The 14,508-nt window shown below is 53.7% G+C and carries 15 protein-coding genes; 7 read left to right on the forward strand and 8 right to left on the reverse strand.

Annotated features, from left to right (window positions below):
* Nucleotides 1-189: 189 nt before the first annotated feature.
* Nucleotides 190-1,662 (forward strand): o-succinylbenzoate--CoA ligase, encoded by a 1,473-nt coding sequence (locus BJQ97_RS03280; protein WP_160155490.1) that lies wholly within the window; start codon nt 190-192, stop codon nt 1,660-1,662.
* A gap of 84 nt (nt 1,663-1,746) precedes the next feature.
* Here BJQ97_RS03280 and BJQ97_RS03285 read toward each other — a convergent pair whose 3' ends face one another.
* Together BJQ97_RS03285 and BJQ97_RS03290 are read right to left on the reverse strand one after the other, a co-directional pair.
* Nucleotides 1,747-1,944, reverse strand: coding sequence for a hypothetical protein (locus BJQ97_RS03285; RefSeq protein WP_160155491.1), 198 nt, complete (start codon nt 1,942-1,944; stop codon nt 1,747-1,749).
* Between the two features lie 65 nt (nt 1,945-2,009).
* Complete coding sequence (locus BJQ97_RS03290) at nt 2,010-2,171, reverse strand: DUF1540 domain-containing protein (protein ID WP_160155492.1); 162 nt, start codon at nt 2,169-2,171, stop codon at nt 2,010-2,012.
* Nucleotides 2,172-2,481: 310 nt separating this feature from the next.
* Here BJQ97_RS03290 and BJQ97_RS03295 point away from each other — a divergent pair, with 310 nt between their 5' ends.
* The 4 genes from BJQ97_RS03295 to BJQ97_RS03310 all read left to right on the forward strand — a co-directional run bounded on the left by BJQ97_RS03295 (nt 2,482) and on the right by BJQ97_RS03310 (nt 7,662).
* Nucleotides 2,482-2,772, forward strand: a complete 291-nt coding sequence (locus BJQ97_RS03295) for a DUF2325 domain-containing protein (protein WP_160157526.1) — start codon at nt 2,482-2,484, stop codon at nt 2,770-2,772.
* A 16-nt stretch (nt 2,773-2,788) separates the two neighbouring features.
* Nucleotides 2,789-3,277 carry a hypothetical protein gene (locus BJQ97_RS03300; RefSeq protein ID WP_160155493.1) on the forward strand — a complete coding sequence of 163 codons (489 nt, stop codon included), beginning with the start codon at nt 2,789-2,791 and terminating at the stop codon, nt 3,275-3,277.
* Nucleotides 3,278-3,540: 263 nt separating this feature from the next.
* Nucleotides 3,541-5,607 (forward strand): hypothetical protein, encoded by a 2,067-nt coding sequence (locus tag BJQ97_RS03305; protein WP_160155494.1) that lies wholly within the window; start codon nt 3,541-3,543, stop codon nt 5,605-5,607.
* Nucleotides 5,608-5,703: 96 nt separating this feature from the next.
* Nucleotides 5,704-7,662, forward strand: a complete 1,959-nt coding sequence (locus BJQ97_RS03310) for a beta-propeller fold lactonase family protein (RefSeq protein ID WP_160155495.1) — start codon at nt 5,704-5,706, stop codon at nt 7,660-7,662.
* Nucleotides 7,663-7,751: 89 nt separating this feature from the next.
* Here BJQ97_RS03310 and BJQ97_RS03315 read toward each other — a convergent pair whose 3' ends face one another.
* The 5 genes from BJQ97_RS03315 to yidD form a co-directional block, all read right to left on the reverse strand.
* Complete coding sequence (locus BJQ97_RS03315; protein ID WP_160155496.1) at nt 7,752-8,783, reverse strand: cytochrome d ubiquinol oxidase subunit II; 1,032 nt, start codon at nt 8,781-8,783, stop codon at nt 7,752-7,754.
* A gap of 15 nt (nt 8,784-8,798) precedes the next feature.
* The gene (locus BJQ97_RS03320) at nt 8,799-10,148 is read right to left on the reverse strand and encodes a cytochrome ubiquinol oxidase subunit I (protein ID WP_160155497.1); all 1,350 of its coding nucleotides are present in this window, start codon (nt 10,146-10,148) and stop codon (nt 8,799-8,801) included.
* Between the two features lie 129 nt (nt 10,149-10,277).
* Nucleotides 10,278-11,252 carry a metal ABC transporter substrate-binding protein gene (locus BJQ97_RS03325; protein ID WP_160155498.1) on the reverse strand — a complete coding sequence of 325 codons (975 nt, stop codon included), beginning with the start codon at nt 11,250-11,252 and terminating at the stop codon, nt 10,278-10,280.
* 79 nt (nt 11,253-11,331) lie between these two features.
* A complete protein-coding gene (locus BJQ97_RS03330; RefSeq protein ID WP_160155499.1) occupies nt 11,332-12,516 on the reverse strand; it encodes a GTP-binding protein in 1,185 nt (394 codons plus the stop codon).
* Between the two features lie 87 nt (nt 12,517-12,603).
* On the reverse strand, nt 12,604-12,849 hold the full coding sequence (gene yidD / locus BJQ97_RS03335; RefSeq protein WP_160155500.1) for a membrane protein insertion efficiency factor YidD: 246 nt from the start codon (nt 12,847-12,849) through the stop codon (nt 12,604-12,606).
* 214 nt (nt 12,850-13,063) lie between these two features.
* Here yidD and BJQ97_RS03340 point away from each other — a divergent pair, with 214 nt between their 5' ends.
* Nucleotides 13,064-13,540 (forward strand): S-ribosylhomocysteine lyase, encoded by a 477-nt coding sequence (locus BJQ97_RS03340; protein WP_044730508.1) that lies wholly within the window; start codon nt 13,064-13,066, stop codon nt 13,538-13,540.
* A gap of 24 nt (nt 13,541-13,564) precedes the next feature.
* Here BJQ97_RS03340 and ytzI read toward each other — a convergent pair whose 3' ends face one another.
* Entirely contained in the window at nt 13,565-13,726 is a 162-nt protein-coding gene (gene ytzI, locus BJQ97_RS03345; RefSeq protein WP_160155501.1) for a YtzI protein, read from the reverse strand.
* Between the two features lie 149 nt (nt 13,727-13,875).
* Between ytzI and BJQ97_RS03350 the strand changes: the two genes are divergently transcribed.
* A complete protein-coding gene (locus BJQ97_RS03350; RefSeq protein WP_160157527.1) occupies nt 13,876-14,316 on the forward strand; it encodes a Dps family protein in 441 nt (146 codons plus the stop codon).
* Nucleotides 14,317-14,508 lie beyond the last annotated feature (192 nt).

The raw sequence follows: 14,508 nt of genomic DNA on the forward strand, positions 1-14,508 counted from the left end.
TCATAAACGGCCAGGGAGCAAAGTTTCTTGGCAAAAATGCGACTCAACAAGTCGGCCCGATACAGCAAATGAGTATACATGGGACCAAGGTTCTTGCAAAACAATGCAATTCTGCCTCGATTCAACCGGAGGAAAGGAAATGCTCGCGTTGATCGTGGGCAGGAGAAGGATAGAACGGAGGGGCGCTAGATGACGACGATGCCAAATTGGTTGAAGCAACGGGCGTTTTTGACGCCGGAGCGAACCGCTGTGAGCGACGGGGAGAGGACCAAAACGTTTGCCGAACTGTATGAAGCCGCCGCCTCTTGGGCGCGCCGCCTCGCTCGGGCGGGCGTCAAGGAAGGGGACATTGTCGCCTTGCTGATGAAAAACCGCATTGAGATGATTGAGATCATCCATGCGTTGTTTTTTCTCGGCGCCCGCGCCTTGCTGCAAAACGTGCGCCTCACTTCTTATGAGCTCGGCTGGCAGCTTAACGACAGTGGAGCGTGTCTTGTTATTGCCGATGAGGAGTTAGCCGGACGCCTCGGTGGAGATGGCCGTGTTCTGACTGTAGGCGCCCTGGCTGCGCTTCCGGAAGCGGACGTCTCCTTAAACGAAACGTGCGATTTAGAGGAAACTGCCACGATCATGTATACGTCCGGGACGACCGGCACTCCGAAAGGCGTCTTGCAAACGTACGGCAACCATTGGTGGAGCGCGGTTGGCTCGGCGCTCAATTTAGGCTTGCATGAGCGCGACTGCTGGCTGGCCGCCGTGCCGCTGTTTCACATCAGCGGCCTGTCGATCGCTATGCGCAGCGTCATTTACGGCATGCCGATGCGGCTGCAAACGTCATTCGACCCGAAAGAGGCGAATGAATGGATCATGCGCGGCGACGTGACGATCATGTCGGTTGTCGCCCCCATGCTTCAGCGGATGGTGGCCGAGCTTGGGGAAGCGCGCTATCCTGATACATTCCGCTGCATGCTGCTAGGGGGCGGGCCGGCGCCGGGCCCGCTGCTTGAGGCGTGCAAAGAAAAAAGCATTCCGGTGTACCAGACGTACGGGATGACGGAAACGGCGTCGCAAATCGCGACGCTCGCGCCGGAATACAGTTTGACGAAGCTCGGTTCGGCCGGCAAGCCGCTTTTTCCGGCGGAGCTTTGCATCCTAAAAGACGGAAAGCCGGCTGCGCCGTATGAAGCGGGAGAAATTGTCGTCAAAGGGCCGAATGTCGCCAAAGGATACTTGCATCGCCCGGAAGCGACGGCGCAAGCGATCCGCGACGGCTGGTTTTTTACCGGCGATATCGGCTATGTTGATGAAGACGGATTTTTGTACGTCCTTGACCGCCGTTCTGACTTGATCATTTCCGGCGGCGAAAATGTCTATCCCGCTGAGGTGGAGGCGGTGCTGCTGTCGCATCCTGATGTGGAAGAAGCCGGGGTGGCCGGCGTCGAGGATGAAACGTGGGGGCAAGTGCCGTATGCGTTCGTCCGACTGAAACGCGGAGCGTCGCCAGACGAAGCGGCCCTTCGTGCGTTTTGCCGCGAGCGGCTGGCGAAATATAAAGTGCCGGCCCGCATCTATTTTGTGGATGAACTGCCGCGCAACGCCGCGCAAAAATTGCTGCGCCGCGAACTGAAAAGGATCATTCCGAAAACTGAACATGGCTTTTGACAGCGCTGAAAACGTCGATTTCGAGGGCAGAAAAGGCAGGCGTTCCCATTATAGGTGGGGCGCCTGCTTTTTTTGCCGCTGTTGTCAAAAATCGTCCATCAACCCGAGTTCAGCGGCTCGATTGGCGAGAAGCCGCTCAATCTCCGGCGGCAGCTGGTCAAAAGAGCCGAACTCATAACCCCACAAACGGGCGAATGAGTCGATGCAAGCCGGATATGTTCCTAAAGCGGCCCGCTTCATTTCCGTTTGCAGCGCTTGAATGAGGCTGGCGCGTTTGTCCATCGTCATCCCCCTCGAACGAGGCAAGCGCCGCCCGGTCGGCCGGGCAGCGCCTCGTTGGTCTCGCATTATGCTTCACGGGCTGGAACAAACGTTTTGCAATCCGTCTCCGTGGAATCGGACGCCATTTTTCCTGCATGGCTGACCACGTAAATGGACTCCGCGCTGCAGCGGTTCCCTTCCGCCCAATAATGGCAGTTGCGCACTTCGCAAAGAACATCTTTCGCCATGGTCATCCCCCTTGTCGTGATGAAATCGCCCGCGTCTATAGTTTGACGCATTGGCAGGCATTTTATCCATCTCTAACAGAAGACTCCCGCCTGGGATCAACGGAAGCAGGGGGCAATCGGCAGCTTCCATCATGGTTGTTCTCCCACGCCGTCCCCAACATCGCAGAAATGGCGTTCCCTTCTTTCCTGCGCTGAAGTGGAGGATCATCGCCCAAAAAATGATGAAAATATCTCTTGTTATAATTGACACAGAAAATCATTCTCAATTAAAATAAAAAAGAAAGAAGAGAGAGTAAAGGAGGATTTCATGATGGCATCGCTGCTTGTTGTTGGAGCCGATCATTTAGGCCATATTACCGATAAATTGGAGCGTTCTGGATTCCGGGAAATCATTCATCTCAACGGACGGAAAGTGAATATGGTGAAACGCGACATTCCGGAGCATGTGGACGCCGTATTGGTCATGATCGATTACGTGAACCATAATTTGGCGAAGAAAGTGAAAGAGAAGGCGAAAAGCAAAGACAAGCCTATTTATTTTGCGAAACGGTCATGGAGCTCGATAAACGCCGTATTGGAGCAGCTGGAAAAACATGCGTGAACAAAGGAGGCGAGCCATGGTGTCGATCCATCACGAGACGTTGGATGTCTGGCCGTATGCGCTGCGCCGGTTTCTCCGTTCCGTCCTGCAAGCGTATTGTGACACCGCTCCTTCGCTGCGGTCGCCGCTTTGCCTGCTCCGGCTGATCGATCAGCACCGTTCGCTCCTTCCTTTGTCGATGTTCCCGACGCCGTTGCATTACGGTCTCGTCTTGGTGAAGGTGACGGATCATTTGCTGCAGTTTTTCGGTTCGAGAGAAGAAGCGTCTTGCAAGCCGTTGCTGCTCGCGGACAGGGGATTGGGCCCAGAGGCCGAACGGGAGTTGTACATCGTGTACCGCGACCGGGTGCGCGTGCTGCTGTGGTGTGAGGAAGAGGAAGCGATTGGGCGCTGCAAAGCAGCGGCTCCGTCTTTATGCCGACAAGCCATCGGACGTTGTCCAAACGAACTGGAATGCTGCTTTTTATGGACGGGCGGACGCCGCATTGAGTGGCTTTCGGCTTAATATATATAAGTTGAAATTTTGTTTTACATCCAGCTGACTGCCTTCCACGTTATACCATATCAGCTCGTATTGAGATGAAAGCAGAAACGAAAAATCGGAAATTCTTTATTGCAACTTATTATAGAAGGAAACAGACATTAAAAGCGCCGTTTTATAGACGAAAAGCTGTTGGATGAATTTCAGCTTGAACGAAGAGGAGGGGCGGCGTATAATAAACGTTAGTGAGAATGAAAATCGTTATTTTAAAAATGGGGGAGCAAGCTATGAAACGCATGCCTTGGAAAGTGATGGCCACGTCGGCGGCGGCGTCGCTGCTTTTGGCGTCCGGCTGTTCCGCCGTCGGGGAGAAAGAGAACGGCCGTTCATCGGAAGCGCCGCGCCTGCACGTGTCGGTGACGGACGATCATTTTGATACGGCCGGCAATATGTTTGCCTACTCGGAATTTGAGCTTTCCGGCGAGCCGCTCGCCGAAGGGCTCGGGCTTGATTTGGACACCCTTGACCCGAGAAAACCGGATGAGCCGACGAAATTTGACTATACGGCCGGCATCGAGTCATACGAGTATTCCGAAGAAGCGATGTACGAAGTGACGGAAAAGTCAGGGCTCGGCCTTCATCTCATTCACGGCCCGATCGCCAAGCAGCGGGCCGAACAGCGGCATAAACCGGCCGATCAGGCGCTCGCCGATCGTTTTTATGAGCTTGCGGACAGCGTCGGCTATCCGCGCGAGGAAATTTTCCGCAACATGTTCCCGACCTTCATCCAGTACGCCGGCGGCGATCCGCATTATGCGCAAAAGGTGGACACGGACGTGTACGCGGAAAATGACGATGGTACATACGTTCCCGTCTATCAAGTCGATTTCCAATCGCTTCGCTGGGATCGCGGTAAAATGGACAAAGTGCTTACGCCATCGGCTTACGGCGGCGTCTTTTTGAAGCAGGCGCTTTGGGCCGGCGACTTTTTGGGCAATTTCCACCAAAAAGACAGCGATGAAGAGGTGGAGGCGAAAACGCCAAACGACGACAAAAGCGGGAAGGTGGCTCTTGGCGTCAGTTCCGCCGACGGGATGCAAGGGATGATTTTGACGGAACAAATATGGAACAAGCTCGCTTTTATCCGTGACCATTTATTTTATGATGCGAAGCAACAGGCGTTGACGAAGGCAGCCGGCAGCCGCTACAACCCGAGCGGCGGATTCGTCTATTTGCCGCACGCGGTGGAAGTGGATGAAGGGGGAAGCGAGCTGGCGCCGGATGCGGCGAAGCTGGTCGTCAAAGATTCCCGCAGTTTGCTTGAGGACCAATGGCTCATGTTATGGCCGGCGGCGGAGTTTTTCGGCATGACCGACCAGAGGCCGGAAAACAAAAACCAAAACCCCGCGTTTTTGGCGGTGTTTGATGGAAACCCGTTCCCGAAGGCGCCAAAGGAAAATGTGGACGCCGATCCGTCCAACGACCGCGTTGCCGACGATCCGTATTCCGTCAACCGCGACGTGCTGTTGCAAGTGTTCCGCAACATCGATGTGATGCATTTCAACGAAAAAGTGGGCGCGTTTGTGACGGAACATGACGGCCAAACGCAAGGAAACCGGGTCGATGCGTTCCAAGCTGGCTACACGATAGAAGCGCTCCGCATTTTTGAGCGGGCAATCGACGGCATGCCGGTCGGCTATGCGAGCGGCGAGAGCGCCAAAGGACTTGGCACGCCGGAAGGAAAGCGGGCGCTCGAGCTCATCCGCCGGCAAGCGGACTTTATCTTGAAAAACTTGATGCGAAAAGACGGGCTTGTCGCCAACGGCTACACGATCGGCCAAGGGCCGGACCAAGACGAGCCGACGCTTCTTGCCCAACTCGGCGCCATTCGCGGGCTGACGGCGGCGTTTTTGGCGACGAAAGACGAAGCGTACCGCGATGCCGCCCGCCGTGTGTATGAGGCGATGGACAAGCATTTTTGGGATAAAAAGTGGCATGTGTACCATACGGGAGAAAAAGAGGACAAGTACACGCCATGGCTCGCCGGCGCGCTGTCGGGGGTGTTCCGCGTCGCCTTGCAAAACTTGAACAACGATCAGGCGGATGAAACAGCGAAAGTCCTTGACCGCGAAACGATCATCTCCCGCTACGTCGACTTTTATGATCGGATCGTCGACGGCCCGACGCTTCAGGAAGGGATGCAGGCGAGCGAGTTTTGGGATACGGGCGATGTCTACATCAAAGGAAAAAAATGGGGCAACACCGACGGCGACCATGTGCCGCAAGTGCAGGCGGCCGGCGGCCCATACGGCGTCGCACCGGTGCTGCGGACGGTCAAAGTCAGAGTGGAATGATGGAAAAGAAAGCGGTGAATGCGGTTGAGATTCACCGCTTTTCTTTGTAAAATTGAGGATGGTTATCATTTTCGTAAAAAACGGGGGAATATTGAAATGCGAAAATGGTGGTTCGCCGCGGCGATCGCCGCGCTGTTGGCCGGCTGTCAGGATGAAAAGGCATGGCATCAGCAGCCGAAAGCGGTCAGACACGCCCCGGCGCACGGCGACAACATCGCCGTAAGCAGCGATGGGCGCTACGTGTACACCGCGAATATGGACGTCGATACGGTGACGATCGTCGATGCGAAAGCAAAGAAGAAAAAGGCGGAAATTCCCGTCGGCCGCGAACCGCGCCAGTTGGCGCTCAGCCCGGATGGACGGACGCTGTATGTTTCCTGCATGTACGATGATGAAGTGGACGTCGTGTCGCTTGACAAACGGAAAGTCGTCGACCGTTGGAAAACGGGGATCGAGCCGTTCGGCATCGTCACCAGTCCGGATGGGGCGGAAGTATATGTCGCCAACTACCGCTCGGGCACGGTCTCAGTGTTTGACGCCGAGAGCGGGAAGCGGACGAAAGACATCAAAGCGGGCGATCGGCCGCGGGCGCTGGCGCTGACAGCGGACGGAAGGAAGCTGTACGTGACGCAATATTTGGCGGCCAAAATCACCGTGATTGACACAAAGAAACGGCGGGCGGTCAAGGAAATCGCCCTCGCCCCGTCGCCGGACAAAGCCGATCGAAAAAAGAGCCAAGGCATTCCGAACACACTGGAACAAATCGTCATCGCCCCGGACGGCAAAAAAGCGTATATTCCGCACTTATTGACGAACGTCGATACGCCGATCCAGTTTGAGGAAACGGTGTTTCCGGCCATCTCGGTCATTGATGCAACGAAAGACGTTGAGTTGATGGACGAGCGGAAAGAGCTGTTTGCCGCGATCAATGTCACCGATGTCCATAACGAGACGATCATCGTCTCGAATCCGTACGATGTGGCGTTTTCCCCGGACGGCGGCAAAGCGTACGCGGTCATGTCCGGCAGCGAAGACCTCGTCGTCTTTGATTTGCGCCGCGGCGGCAAAGCGACGCAAATTTTGCGCCGCATCAACGGCAACAACCCGCGCGGCATCGCGATATCGCCGGATGGAAAAACGCTTTACGTCCACAACGCCATGAGCCATGATTTGGCCGTGATCCAAACCGGAGGAAAAAGCCCTTATGCGAAAGCGAAGCAGGAGAGCGACACGATCCGCCTCATTGCGAAAGATTCGCTCTCCCCGCTCGTGCGTGAAGGAAAAACGATCTTTTACAGCGCGAACAGCGACGAGTTTGCCATCAACATCACAGGGAACAATTGGATGAGCTGCGCTTCGTGCCATAGCGACGGCGACATCAACGGCTTGACGCTCATGACGGCGAAAGGGCCGCGCAACGTGCCGAGCAACATTTTGGCGACGAAAACCGGGCTGTTTATGTGGGATGGGTCGCGCGACGATTTTGCCGACTACATTCATACCGTGCAAGGCGAGATGGGCGGCATGACGACGATCGACCCGTCCAAGCCGTTGCCGCCGAACGTCCAGCATATGTTTGACGCCATTCTCGCCTACTTGAACGACCCGCGTTCGTTCCCCGTGCCGAAAAGCCCGTATCGAAAGGCGGACGGCAGCTTGACGGCGGAAGCGAAGGAAGGGGAGCGGCTGTTCAACGGGAAAGGGAATTGCTTAAGCTGCCATGGGGGCGAGTATTTCACCGACAGCGTCAAGGCGGTCGGGCCGGACGGGAAATTGACGACCGCCAATACCGCCTACTTGCACGACATCGGCACGGCTAATCCGAAGGACCGCGCCTCCAAAGGCGACGCCCGCGCTCGGTTCACAAACCCGCGGACGCCAAAGCAGTGGGATACGCCGACGCTGCGCGGCGTATGGGCGACAGCGCCGTACTTGCATGATGGGAGCGCGAAAACGATCGAGGAAGCGATCCGGCGCCATCGGACGAAAGAAGTGCAAGCGCTGACGCCGGGGGAAATCGCGGCGATCGCCGCCTATGTCCGCTCGCTGCAATAAATCGTGATAGGAAAACGAGACTATTTTCGTTCAGCGGCGCAGGCATGAAGAAAGGCGCCCCATGCGTGTTTGGGGGCGCCTTTTCCTTGTTATTTCGGCCGTACATAGCGCTTATCGTGCATAAACAAACGCCAGAAATAGACGAAGCCGGGAAACAAAATGAGAAAGCCCGCGATGTAGGAGGCAAACAGCGCCCGGAATGTATCCGGATGGGTAAAGGCCGACTCGATCGTGACATCCGGATACACCATATAGGGCAGATGTGCCTTCCCATAGGCGTAACTCGCGAGAAAATACTGAATGACAATCGCGATGACCGCGAGCCGAGGCCTCCCTCTAACATGAGGATGCCGAGAAGACGGCAGGGAGAGGGCGATGCCCGCGGCGGCGAACATCACCACCGAACCGATCAGCCACAGCCAATATTCCATCATCTTGTCATACAGCCATTTGGCTTCGTAGCGCATCGTCAACATCATGCATCCCGCCATCAACAACGAGAGGGGCCCCGTGATCCAAGCGTCGCGCCGATACAGGCGGTATGCCTCACGGTCTCCTGCTTCAAGGGAGTAATCCGCCAGCAAGAGCGAAGACAAAAACAGCGTGCTCGAAATCGCAAAGCCCATGAAGGAATAGGCATGAGGGCTTGTCAAGAAGCGCTCCAAATCGAGAGTTGGGACGCCTTTGCGGATGTCGATGAATTCCCCATGCGTAATGGGCAGCACGCTGATGAGCAAGGCCGGGATGATGATCCCGGTTATGCCGGAAATATAGGTCAACGCTTTTTCATATTCTTTGGCGACATGGGCAAACACGAGAAAGGCGCTGCGGACCGCGAGCAAAAGCAAAATGATGCTGCCGGGGACAAGAAGCACCGTCCCAAGCAGGAAGGCAGCGCCGGGAAAAAAACTGAACAAGGCGACCACAATCGCGACGATAAAGACATTGGTCACCTCCCAGGTGGGCGATAAATAGCGGTTCGCAATTGTGGTGGCATTCGCTTTTTCGCGATGGATATAGACCATCGACCAAAAACCGGCGCCAAAGTCCATCGTCGCCATGACGGCATAAATGAAAATAAACCCCCATAGCACGGTAATGGCAATCAGCTCATTGGTCATGAATCGTTCTCCTTTCTAGACGGGCAGCGTGCCTTCATTGGGCGGTTTGCGCAGGTCGTCCGCCACCGGATGGCGGCGGAAATAATAGCGAAGCACGAGCACCACGGCGATGCTCAATAGGATGTAAATCGCCACAAACAATGCGAACAGGACCGCTAAATTTCCTGTTTGCGTGACGGCTTCTTCCGTTTTCATCATCCGGTAAATGACCCATGGCTGCCTTCCGGTGCAGGCAAAAATCCAGCCGCATTCAATGCCGATCACAGCCAGCGGCCCGGCTGCGACAAAACCGTACAGGAGCCAGCGCGGAAAGACAGGACGCTTCAGCCATTTCTGCCAGATCCACGCGGCTGCCGACAGGAACAGGAGAAGCACGCCGATGCCCACCATGGCGTTAAATAGCGTATGGACAAACAGCGGCGGCCACCATTCTTTCGGAAAATCGTTCAGCCCTTTGACGACGGTGTCGAAACGGTTGCCGGCCAAAAAGCTGAGCGCCCACGGAATTTCAATGGCCCACTTTACGGATTGCGTTTCCGCATCGGTAAATCCGCCGATGGCTAACGGGGCATGGGATTGGGTTTCAAACAGCCCTTCGGCCGCCGCTAGTTTTTCCGGTTGGTATTGATGAAGGAGCTGGGCCGATTCATGCCCGTTGATCGCGGTCAACAGCGAGAATACGCCGCCGACTGCCAACGAGAGCTTGAGCGCTTTTTGGTGAAAACGCCGCACTTGCTCGTTTTGGGAGGCGCGCAACAGCTGGTAAGCGGCGATTGATGCCAACACAAAGGCTCCGGTCATATAGGCGGACAGGACGACATGTCCGGCCGTGACGAAAAAGCTTGGATTGAAAAAGGCCGCCCATGGGTCGACATCCACGATTTCGCCGTTTTCGATCCGAAATCCCGCCGGCGTGCCTTCAAAAGCGTGCACATTGGTAATTAAAATGGCGGAAGCGCTGGCGCCAAGAGCGACAAAAAACACGCTCACAATCCGCATCAACGGAGAGATGCGGTCAGCGGCGTACACATAAATGGACATAAACAACGCTTCAATAAAAAAGGCGTAAATTTCAATTTGAAACGGGAGGGACATCACTTTTCCGATCACTTCCATAAAGCCCGGCCATAGGAGCGACAACTGCACCCCGGCGATGGTGCCTGACGGAATGGCCACCCCAAGCAATACGGCCAACCCTTTCGTCCAGCGTTTCGCCATGACGGCATAATCATGATCTTTTGTCTTTTGGTGCAAAAGTTCCGCCAGCAAAATCATGATCGGGATTCCGACTCCCAGTGTGGCGAAAATGATATGAAAAGCCATCGTCGTCCCGAATAAGCTGCGGGCAATGATCACGTCATCCATTTCACAACATCCCTTCCTTTTTTTTTATGATTGCCACTTTTTCTCTGATTATTCCTCATTTTGGGGAAAGATGGCCTGGAAGGGAAACGAAACCGCCTGCCTCTTTCGATCGAGGCAGGCGGTTGTCTTTCAATGAAGGGCTTTTTGCAGCACGCGTAGATTCTCGGCCATAAGGGCAAAGTAATCTTTGTGGGCTTTTCGATCTTCATCGGTCAGCGATTCCAAGTTATGCAGACGGAGCGGCTTGGCGCCGATTTCGTTCTGAATCACTTCCGCCGTTTTGGGATGGACATTTTGTTCGAAAATGACATAGCGGATGTGATGCTGTTTGGCTGTCTGGATGAGCTGAGCCAGCTCTTTTTGCGATGGTTCGTTGCTCGGAGAAAGCCCGGAAACGCTCAGCTGTTTGATTCCGTAGCGGTTTTCCCAATATCCGTAGGCTTGATGGGAAACGAGCATCTCTTTTCTGGGAGCTTTCTCGATGACAGAACGAAATTGCCCGTCAAGGCGCTCAAGTTTCCTCTTTAACGTTTTAAAGTTTTGCATAAACATGTCTTTTTTTTCAGGTTTCAGCTCCATCAGCAAATCGCGGATGTTCTCGGCGATCGTGATGGAGCGGATGGGGTCAAGCCATACATGAGGATCTTTGTCTCCGTGTTCGTGGTCATGTTCTTCCTCATGTTCGTCTTTGTGCCCTTCGTCATGCGCATGCTCCTGTTCATGGTTCGATTCAAGCAATTCGATGCCGTTTGTGGCAACGAGAAATCGGACATGCTCATTTTGTAATGTTTCCTGTAGTTTTTCGGCGAACGGTTCCATCCCGTGGCCGATGTAAATGAACGCGTCCGCGTCCGCAATCTGCTGCACCGTTTTGGTTGTCGGTTCGAACGTATGGGCTTCCACTCCCGGCGGGTAAACGCTTTTGACGTTCACGGCGTCGCCGCCGATTTTTTTCGTAAAGTCTTCAAGCGGATAGACGGTTGTATAAATCGTTAACTGATCGTTCGATGTTTGGGCCTCTTTTGCCTCTGGCTTCGATTGACAGCCGTATAGCAAGGCGCACGTCGTCAAAAGGAAAGACAAAATGATGGACGTTGCTCGCATGTTGAACTCCTTTCTGGAATAAAGATGTCCGCATTTATTATATCGTAATCATTACGATTTGAAAATGATCGATCACCGCTTAGGCCGAAGGAATCAATGAAGGAAACGGATTGGGGAACAGCGTCCAATCTTCCTTCATCTCCTCATCGGTGAGCAAGCATTCGTCCAGCGAGCGTTCGATGCAATCCGCGTTCATCTTGATGCCAATCAACACGAGTTCGGTTAAGCGATCGCCGTAGGTGTCATCCCACTTTTCCCGCCATGCTTCCTCTTCTTGCAACAGCTGTTTGATGTCCTCTTCTGGATAGGAAGCCATCCATCGCCCCGCTGCTTGGATGGAGATTGATGTCCCTGCTTGCGATAGGAGAACGCACCAGTCGTTCCAAGAGGCAAGCCAAATAAATCCTTTCGCGCGAACCACTTCTGTGGGCCAGTTTTCAAGCCAATTCATCAAACGTTCTGGATGAAACGGCCGCTTTCGTCGATAAACAAAGGAAGAGATGCCGTATTGTTCAGTCTCGGGGGTGTGCTCTTCATTCAGCTCTTTGATCCAGCCGGCTGATTGGCTCGCTTTTTCAAAATCAAATAAGTGGGTGTTTAAAATGGAATCAAGCGGCACTTGACCGAAAGTTGCCGGGATGATGACAGCTTCCGGATTCAGTTTTTGAAGCACTTTTTGTAATTTTTGCGCTTCCTCCGTCGATACAAGATCGATTTTATTGACGATAATGACATTGGCGAATTCGATTTGTTCAATAAGCAAATCCGCAATTTCGCGGCTGTCCGTTTCATCGACGGCCTGTTGGCGGTCAAGCAGCGTTTCGCCCGAGGAAAAGTCCGTCCAAAAACGGTTGGCGTCGACAACCGTCACCATGGTGTCCAATCGGCATTTTCGAGATAGATCGATTCCAAGTTCCTCATCCAAATACGTAAAAGTTTGCGCAACTGGAATGGGTTCGCTAATTCCGGAAGATTCAATGACAATATAGTCGATTTCTCCGTTTTCGACAAGCTGATCGACCGCTTTGATCAAATCCTCCCGCAAGGTGCAGCAAATACAGCCATTTTGAATTTGAATGAGCTTTTCTTCGGTGCGGAAAAATCCGTTTTGCCGAATGAGTTCGGCATCCATATTGATTTCACTCATATCGTTGACAATGACGGCGATTTTTTTTCCTTCCCGATTGTGCAAGATATGATGAAGCAAAGTCGTTTTCCCTGATCCTAAGTAACCGCTTAATACAGTGACAGGGATTTTTTTCATCTGCTGCTCCTCCTCTTTTGAAAATAGTAATCATTACGATTTAACAAGATCGATCATACAAAAAAATGAAGCAAAAGGCAAGGGCCATCAAGTGATTTTGTTTTTTTTCAGGTGTTGGGATGGTTCAGGAACGGGATCAAAACCGCCCGGATGGAACGGATGGCATTTCAAAATGCGCTTGGCCGTCAGCCATCCCCCTTTTATGGCGCCAAAGCGCCGGACCGCTTCGATGCCATAGTTCGAGCAAGTCGGATAAAAGCGGCATGTCGGCGGTTTGAGCGGAGAGAGGAAGCGTTGATAAAAGCGGATGCACCAAATCAGCCATTGGCCCATGTACAGTTCTCCTTTCCGTTATCATCATGATTACAATAGAACAAACGGTTCTTTTGTTCAAGAAAAACGACTGTCATTCGCTCGGAATGGGGCGCCGACCCAGCCTTTGCTTTTTGGGCATAGGCGCCAAGCCGAGCGAGAGGCAAAAAAGATGCGGGACGCCCCCCGTTTTGGTTATGATAAAAAAGAGAATCAATAACTAGGAGTGATTGACATGCCTTCACCGGTGGAAAGCTTTGAATTGGATCATTGCGCGGTTAAGGCGCCGTATGTGCGGCATTGCGGAGTTCACAAAGTCGGCAGCGACGGCGTCGTCAATAAGTTTGACATTCGCTTTTGCCAGCCGAACAAGGAAGCGATGGACCCCGCCGCCATTCATACGCTCGAACATTTGTTGGCGTATACGCTGCGCCAACATGCGGCGAAATATGATCATTTCGACATTATCGACATCTCGCCGATGGGCTGCCAGACTGGATTTTATCTTGTTGTGAGCGGTTCGCCGACCGTGGACGAGGTCATCGATTTGTTGGAAGACGCCATGAAGGACGCGCTCGCCGCGACGGAAGTGCCAGCGGCGACCGAGCGGCAATGCGGCCAGGCGAAGCTGCATGACCTAGAGGCGGCCAAAAAGCTTATGCGTTTTTGGCTTTCGCAAGAGAAAGAAGAGTTGAAAAAGGTGTTTGGTTGATGAACAAGCCGGCCCAGGGCCGCTCTACTGCGGCCGCTTCGGGCCGGCTTGTTGTCCGTTGCCGCGCTCGTTTGGAAGCGGATCGACCGTATGCTTGTACGCGTACGCTTTCGAAGTTGTCGCGACCGCTAAAGCGAGAATGACAGCGGCAATGATGAGGCAAACAGCCAACGTCCAGTACATCATAGCGGTTCCTTTTTTTCTTCATTATACCATATCCCGCAGGCCGGGCGTTCATATTTCCGGCAAAATGGGGAGAAGCTATCCATCGGCAGGTTTCCCATGTTTCATCAGCAAGCCAGCTGGGTACAACAACCATGAGGAGGAGTGAGATGATGGCAACCCGACTGATCGATCTCGTCAACAAACAAATCGCCAATTGGACCGTTTTGTACGTGAAATTGCACAACTACCATTGGTATGTCACCGGTCCGCAATTTTTCACGCTGCACGAGAAGTTTGAGCAGCTGTACAATGAAGCGGCCGTTCATATTGATGCCCTCGCTGAGCGGCTGTTGGCGCTCGGCGGCAAGCCCGTGGCAACGATGAAAGACTGCCTCGAGCAGGCGTCCGTCAAAGAAGCGGCCGGGACGGAAACGGCCGAACAAATGGTGGCTTCGATTGTCCGTGACTTTGAAACGATGATCGGCGAATTGAAAGAAGGCATGCAGCTGGCGGATGAAGTTGGCGATGAGACGACGGGCGACATGCTCCTTGGCATTCATCGCGGCTTGGAAAAACACGTCTGGATGCTGAAATCGTTCCTAGGGCGTTGACCAAGCTTGATCCATCGCCTTGAAAGCGGAATGCTTCCCGGCCGATTGACGGCAAAGAGAAAGGCTGTCCTCGACAGTTGAGGGCGGCCTTTTTCTTTGTCGAAAAAGGGCGATTTTTTAGGGAATGCGCCGCGCCGCGTTCTCCCCTCCGGGCATACGATAGTTACGCGTATCCTGTGTTCAAGGAGGGGG

The sequence above is a fragment of the Geobacillus sp. TFV-3 genome, assembly GCF_009901865.1.
Lineage (GTDB): Bacteria > Bacillota > Bacilli > Bacillales > Anoxybacillaceae > Geobacillus > Geobacillus thermoleovorans_A.

Excerpts from the sequence above, each read along its gene's own strand:
- BJQ97_RS03280 (WP_160155490.1), top strand. The coding sequence starts at position 190 with ATGACGACGATGCCAAATTGGTTGAAGCAACGGGCGTTTTTGACGCCG.
- BJQ97_RS03315 (WP_160155496.1), bottom strand. The coding sequence starts at position 8,783 with ATGACCAATGAGCTGATTGCCATTACCGTGCTATGGGGGTTTATTTTC.
- BJQ97_RS03300 (WP_160155493.1), top strand. The coding sequence starts at position 2,789 with ATGGTGTCGATCCATCACGAGACGTTGGATGTCTGGCCGTATGCGCTG.
- ytzI (WP_160155501.1), bottom strand. The coding sequence starts at position 13,726 with ATGATGTACTGGACGTTGGCTGTTTGCCTCATCATTGCCGCTGTCATT.
- yidD (WP_160155500.1), bottom strand. The coding sequence starts at position 12,849 with ATGGGCCAATGGCTGATTTGGTGCATCCGCTTTTATCAACGCTTCCTC.
- BJQ97_RS03310 (WP_160155495.1), top strand. The coding sequence starts at position 5,704 with ATGCGAAAATGGTGGTTCGCCGCGGCGATCGCCGCGCTGTTGGCCGGC.
- BJQ97_RS03330 (WP_160155499.1), bottom strand. The coding sequence starts at position 12,516 with ATGAAAAAAATCCCTGTCACTGTATTAAGCGGTTACTTAGGATCAGGG.
- BJQ97_RS03285 (WP_160155491.1), bottom strand. The coding sequence starts at position 1,944 with ATGGACAAACGCGCCAGCCTCATTCAAGCGCTGCAAACGGAAATGAAG.
- BJQ97_RS03320 (WP_160155497.1), bottom strand. The coding sequence starts at position 10,148 with ATGGATGACGTGATCATTGCCCGCAGCTTATTCGGGACGACGATGGCT.
- BJQ97_RS03325 (WP_160155498.1), bottom strand. The coding sequence starts at position 11,252 with ATGCGAGCAACGTCCATCATTTTGTCTTTCCTTTTGACGACGTGCGCC.
- BJQ97_RS03340 (WP_044730508.1), top strand. The coding sequence starts at position 13,064 with ATGCCTTCACCGGTGGAAAGCTTTGAATTGGATCATTGCGCGGTTAAG.
- BJQ97_RS03295 (WP_160157526.1), top strand. The coding sequence starts at position 2,482 with ATGGCATCGCTGCTTGTTGTTGGAGCCGATCATTTAGGCCATATTACC.
- BJQ97_RS03305 (WP_160155494.1), top strand. The coding sequence starts at position 3,541 with ATGAAACGCATGCCTTGGAAAGTGATGGCCACGTCGGCGGCGGCGTCG.
- BJQ97_RS03350 (WP_160157527.1), top strand. The coding sequence starts at position 13,876 with ATGGCAACCCGACTGATCGATCTCGTCAACAAACAAATCGCCAATTGG.
- BJQ97_RS03290 (WP_160155492.1), bottom strand. The coding sequence starts at position 2,171 with ATGGCGAAAGATGTTCTTTGCGAAGTGCGCAACTGCCATTATTGGGCG.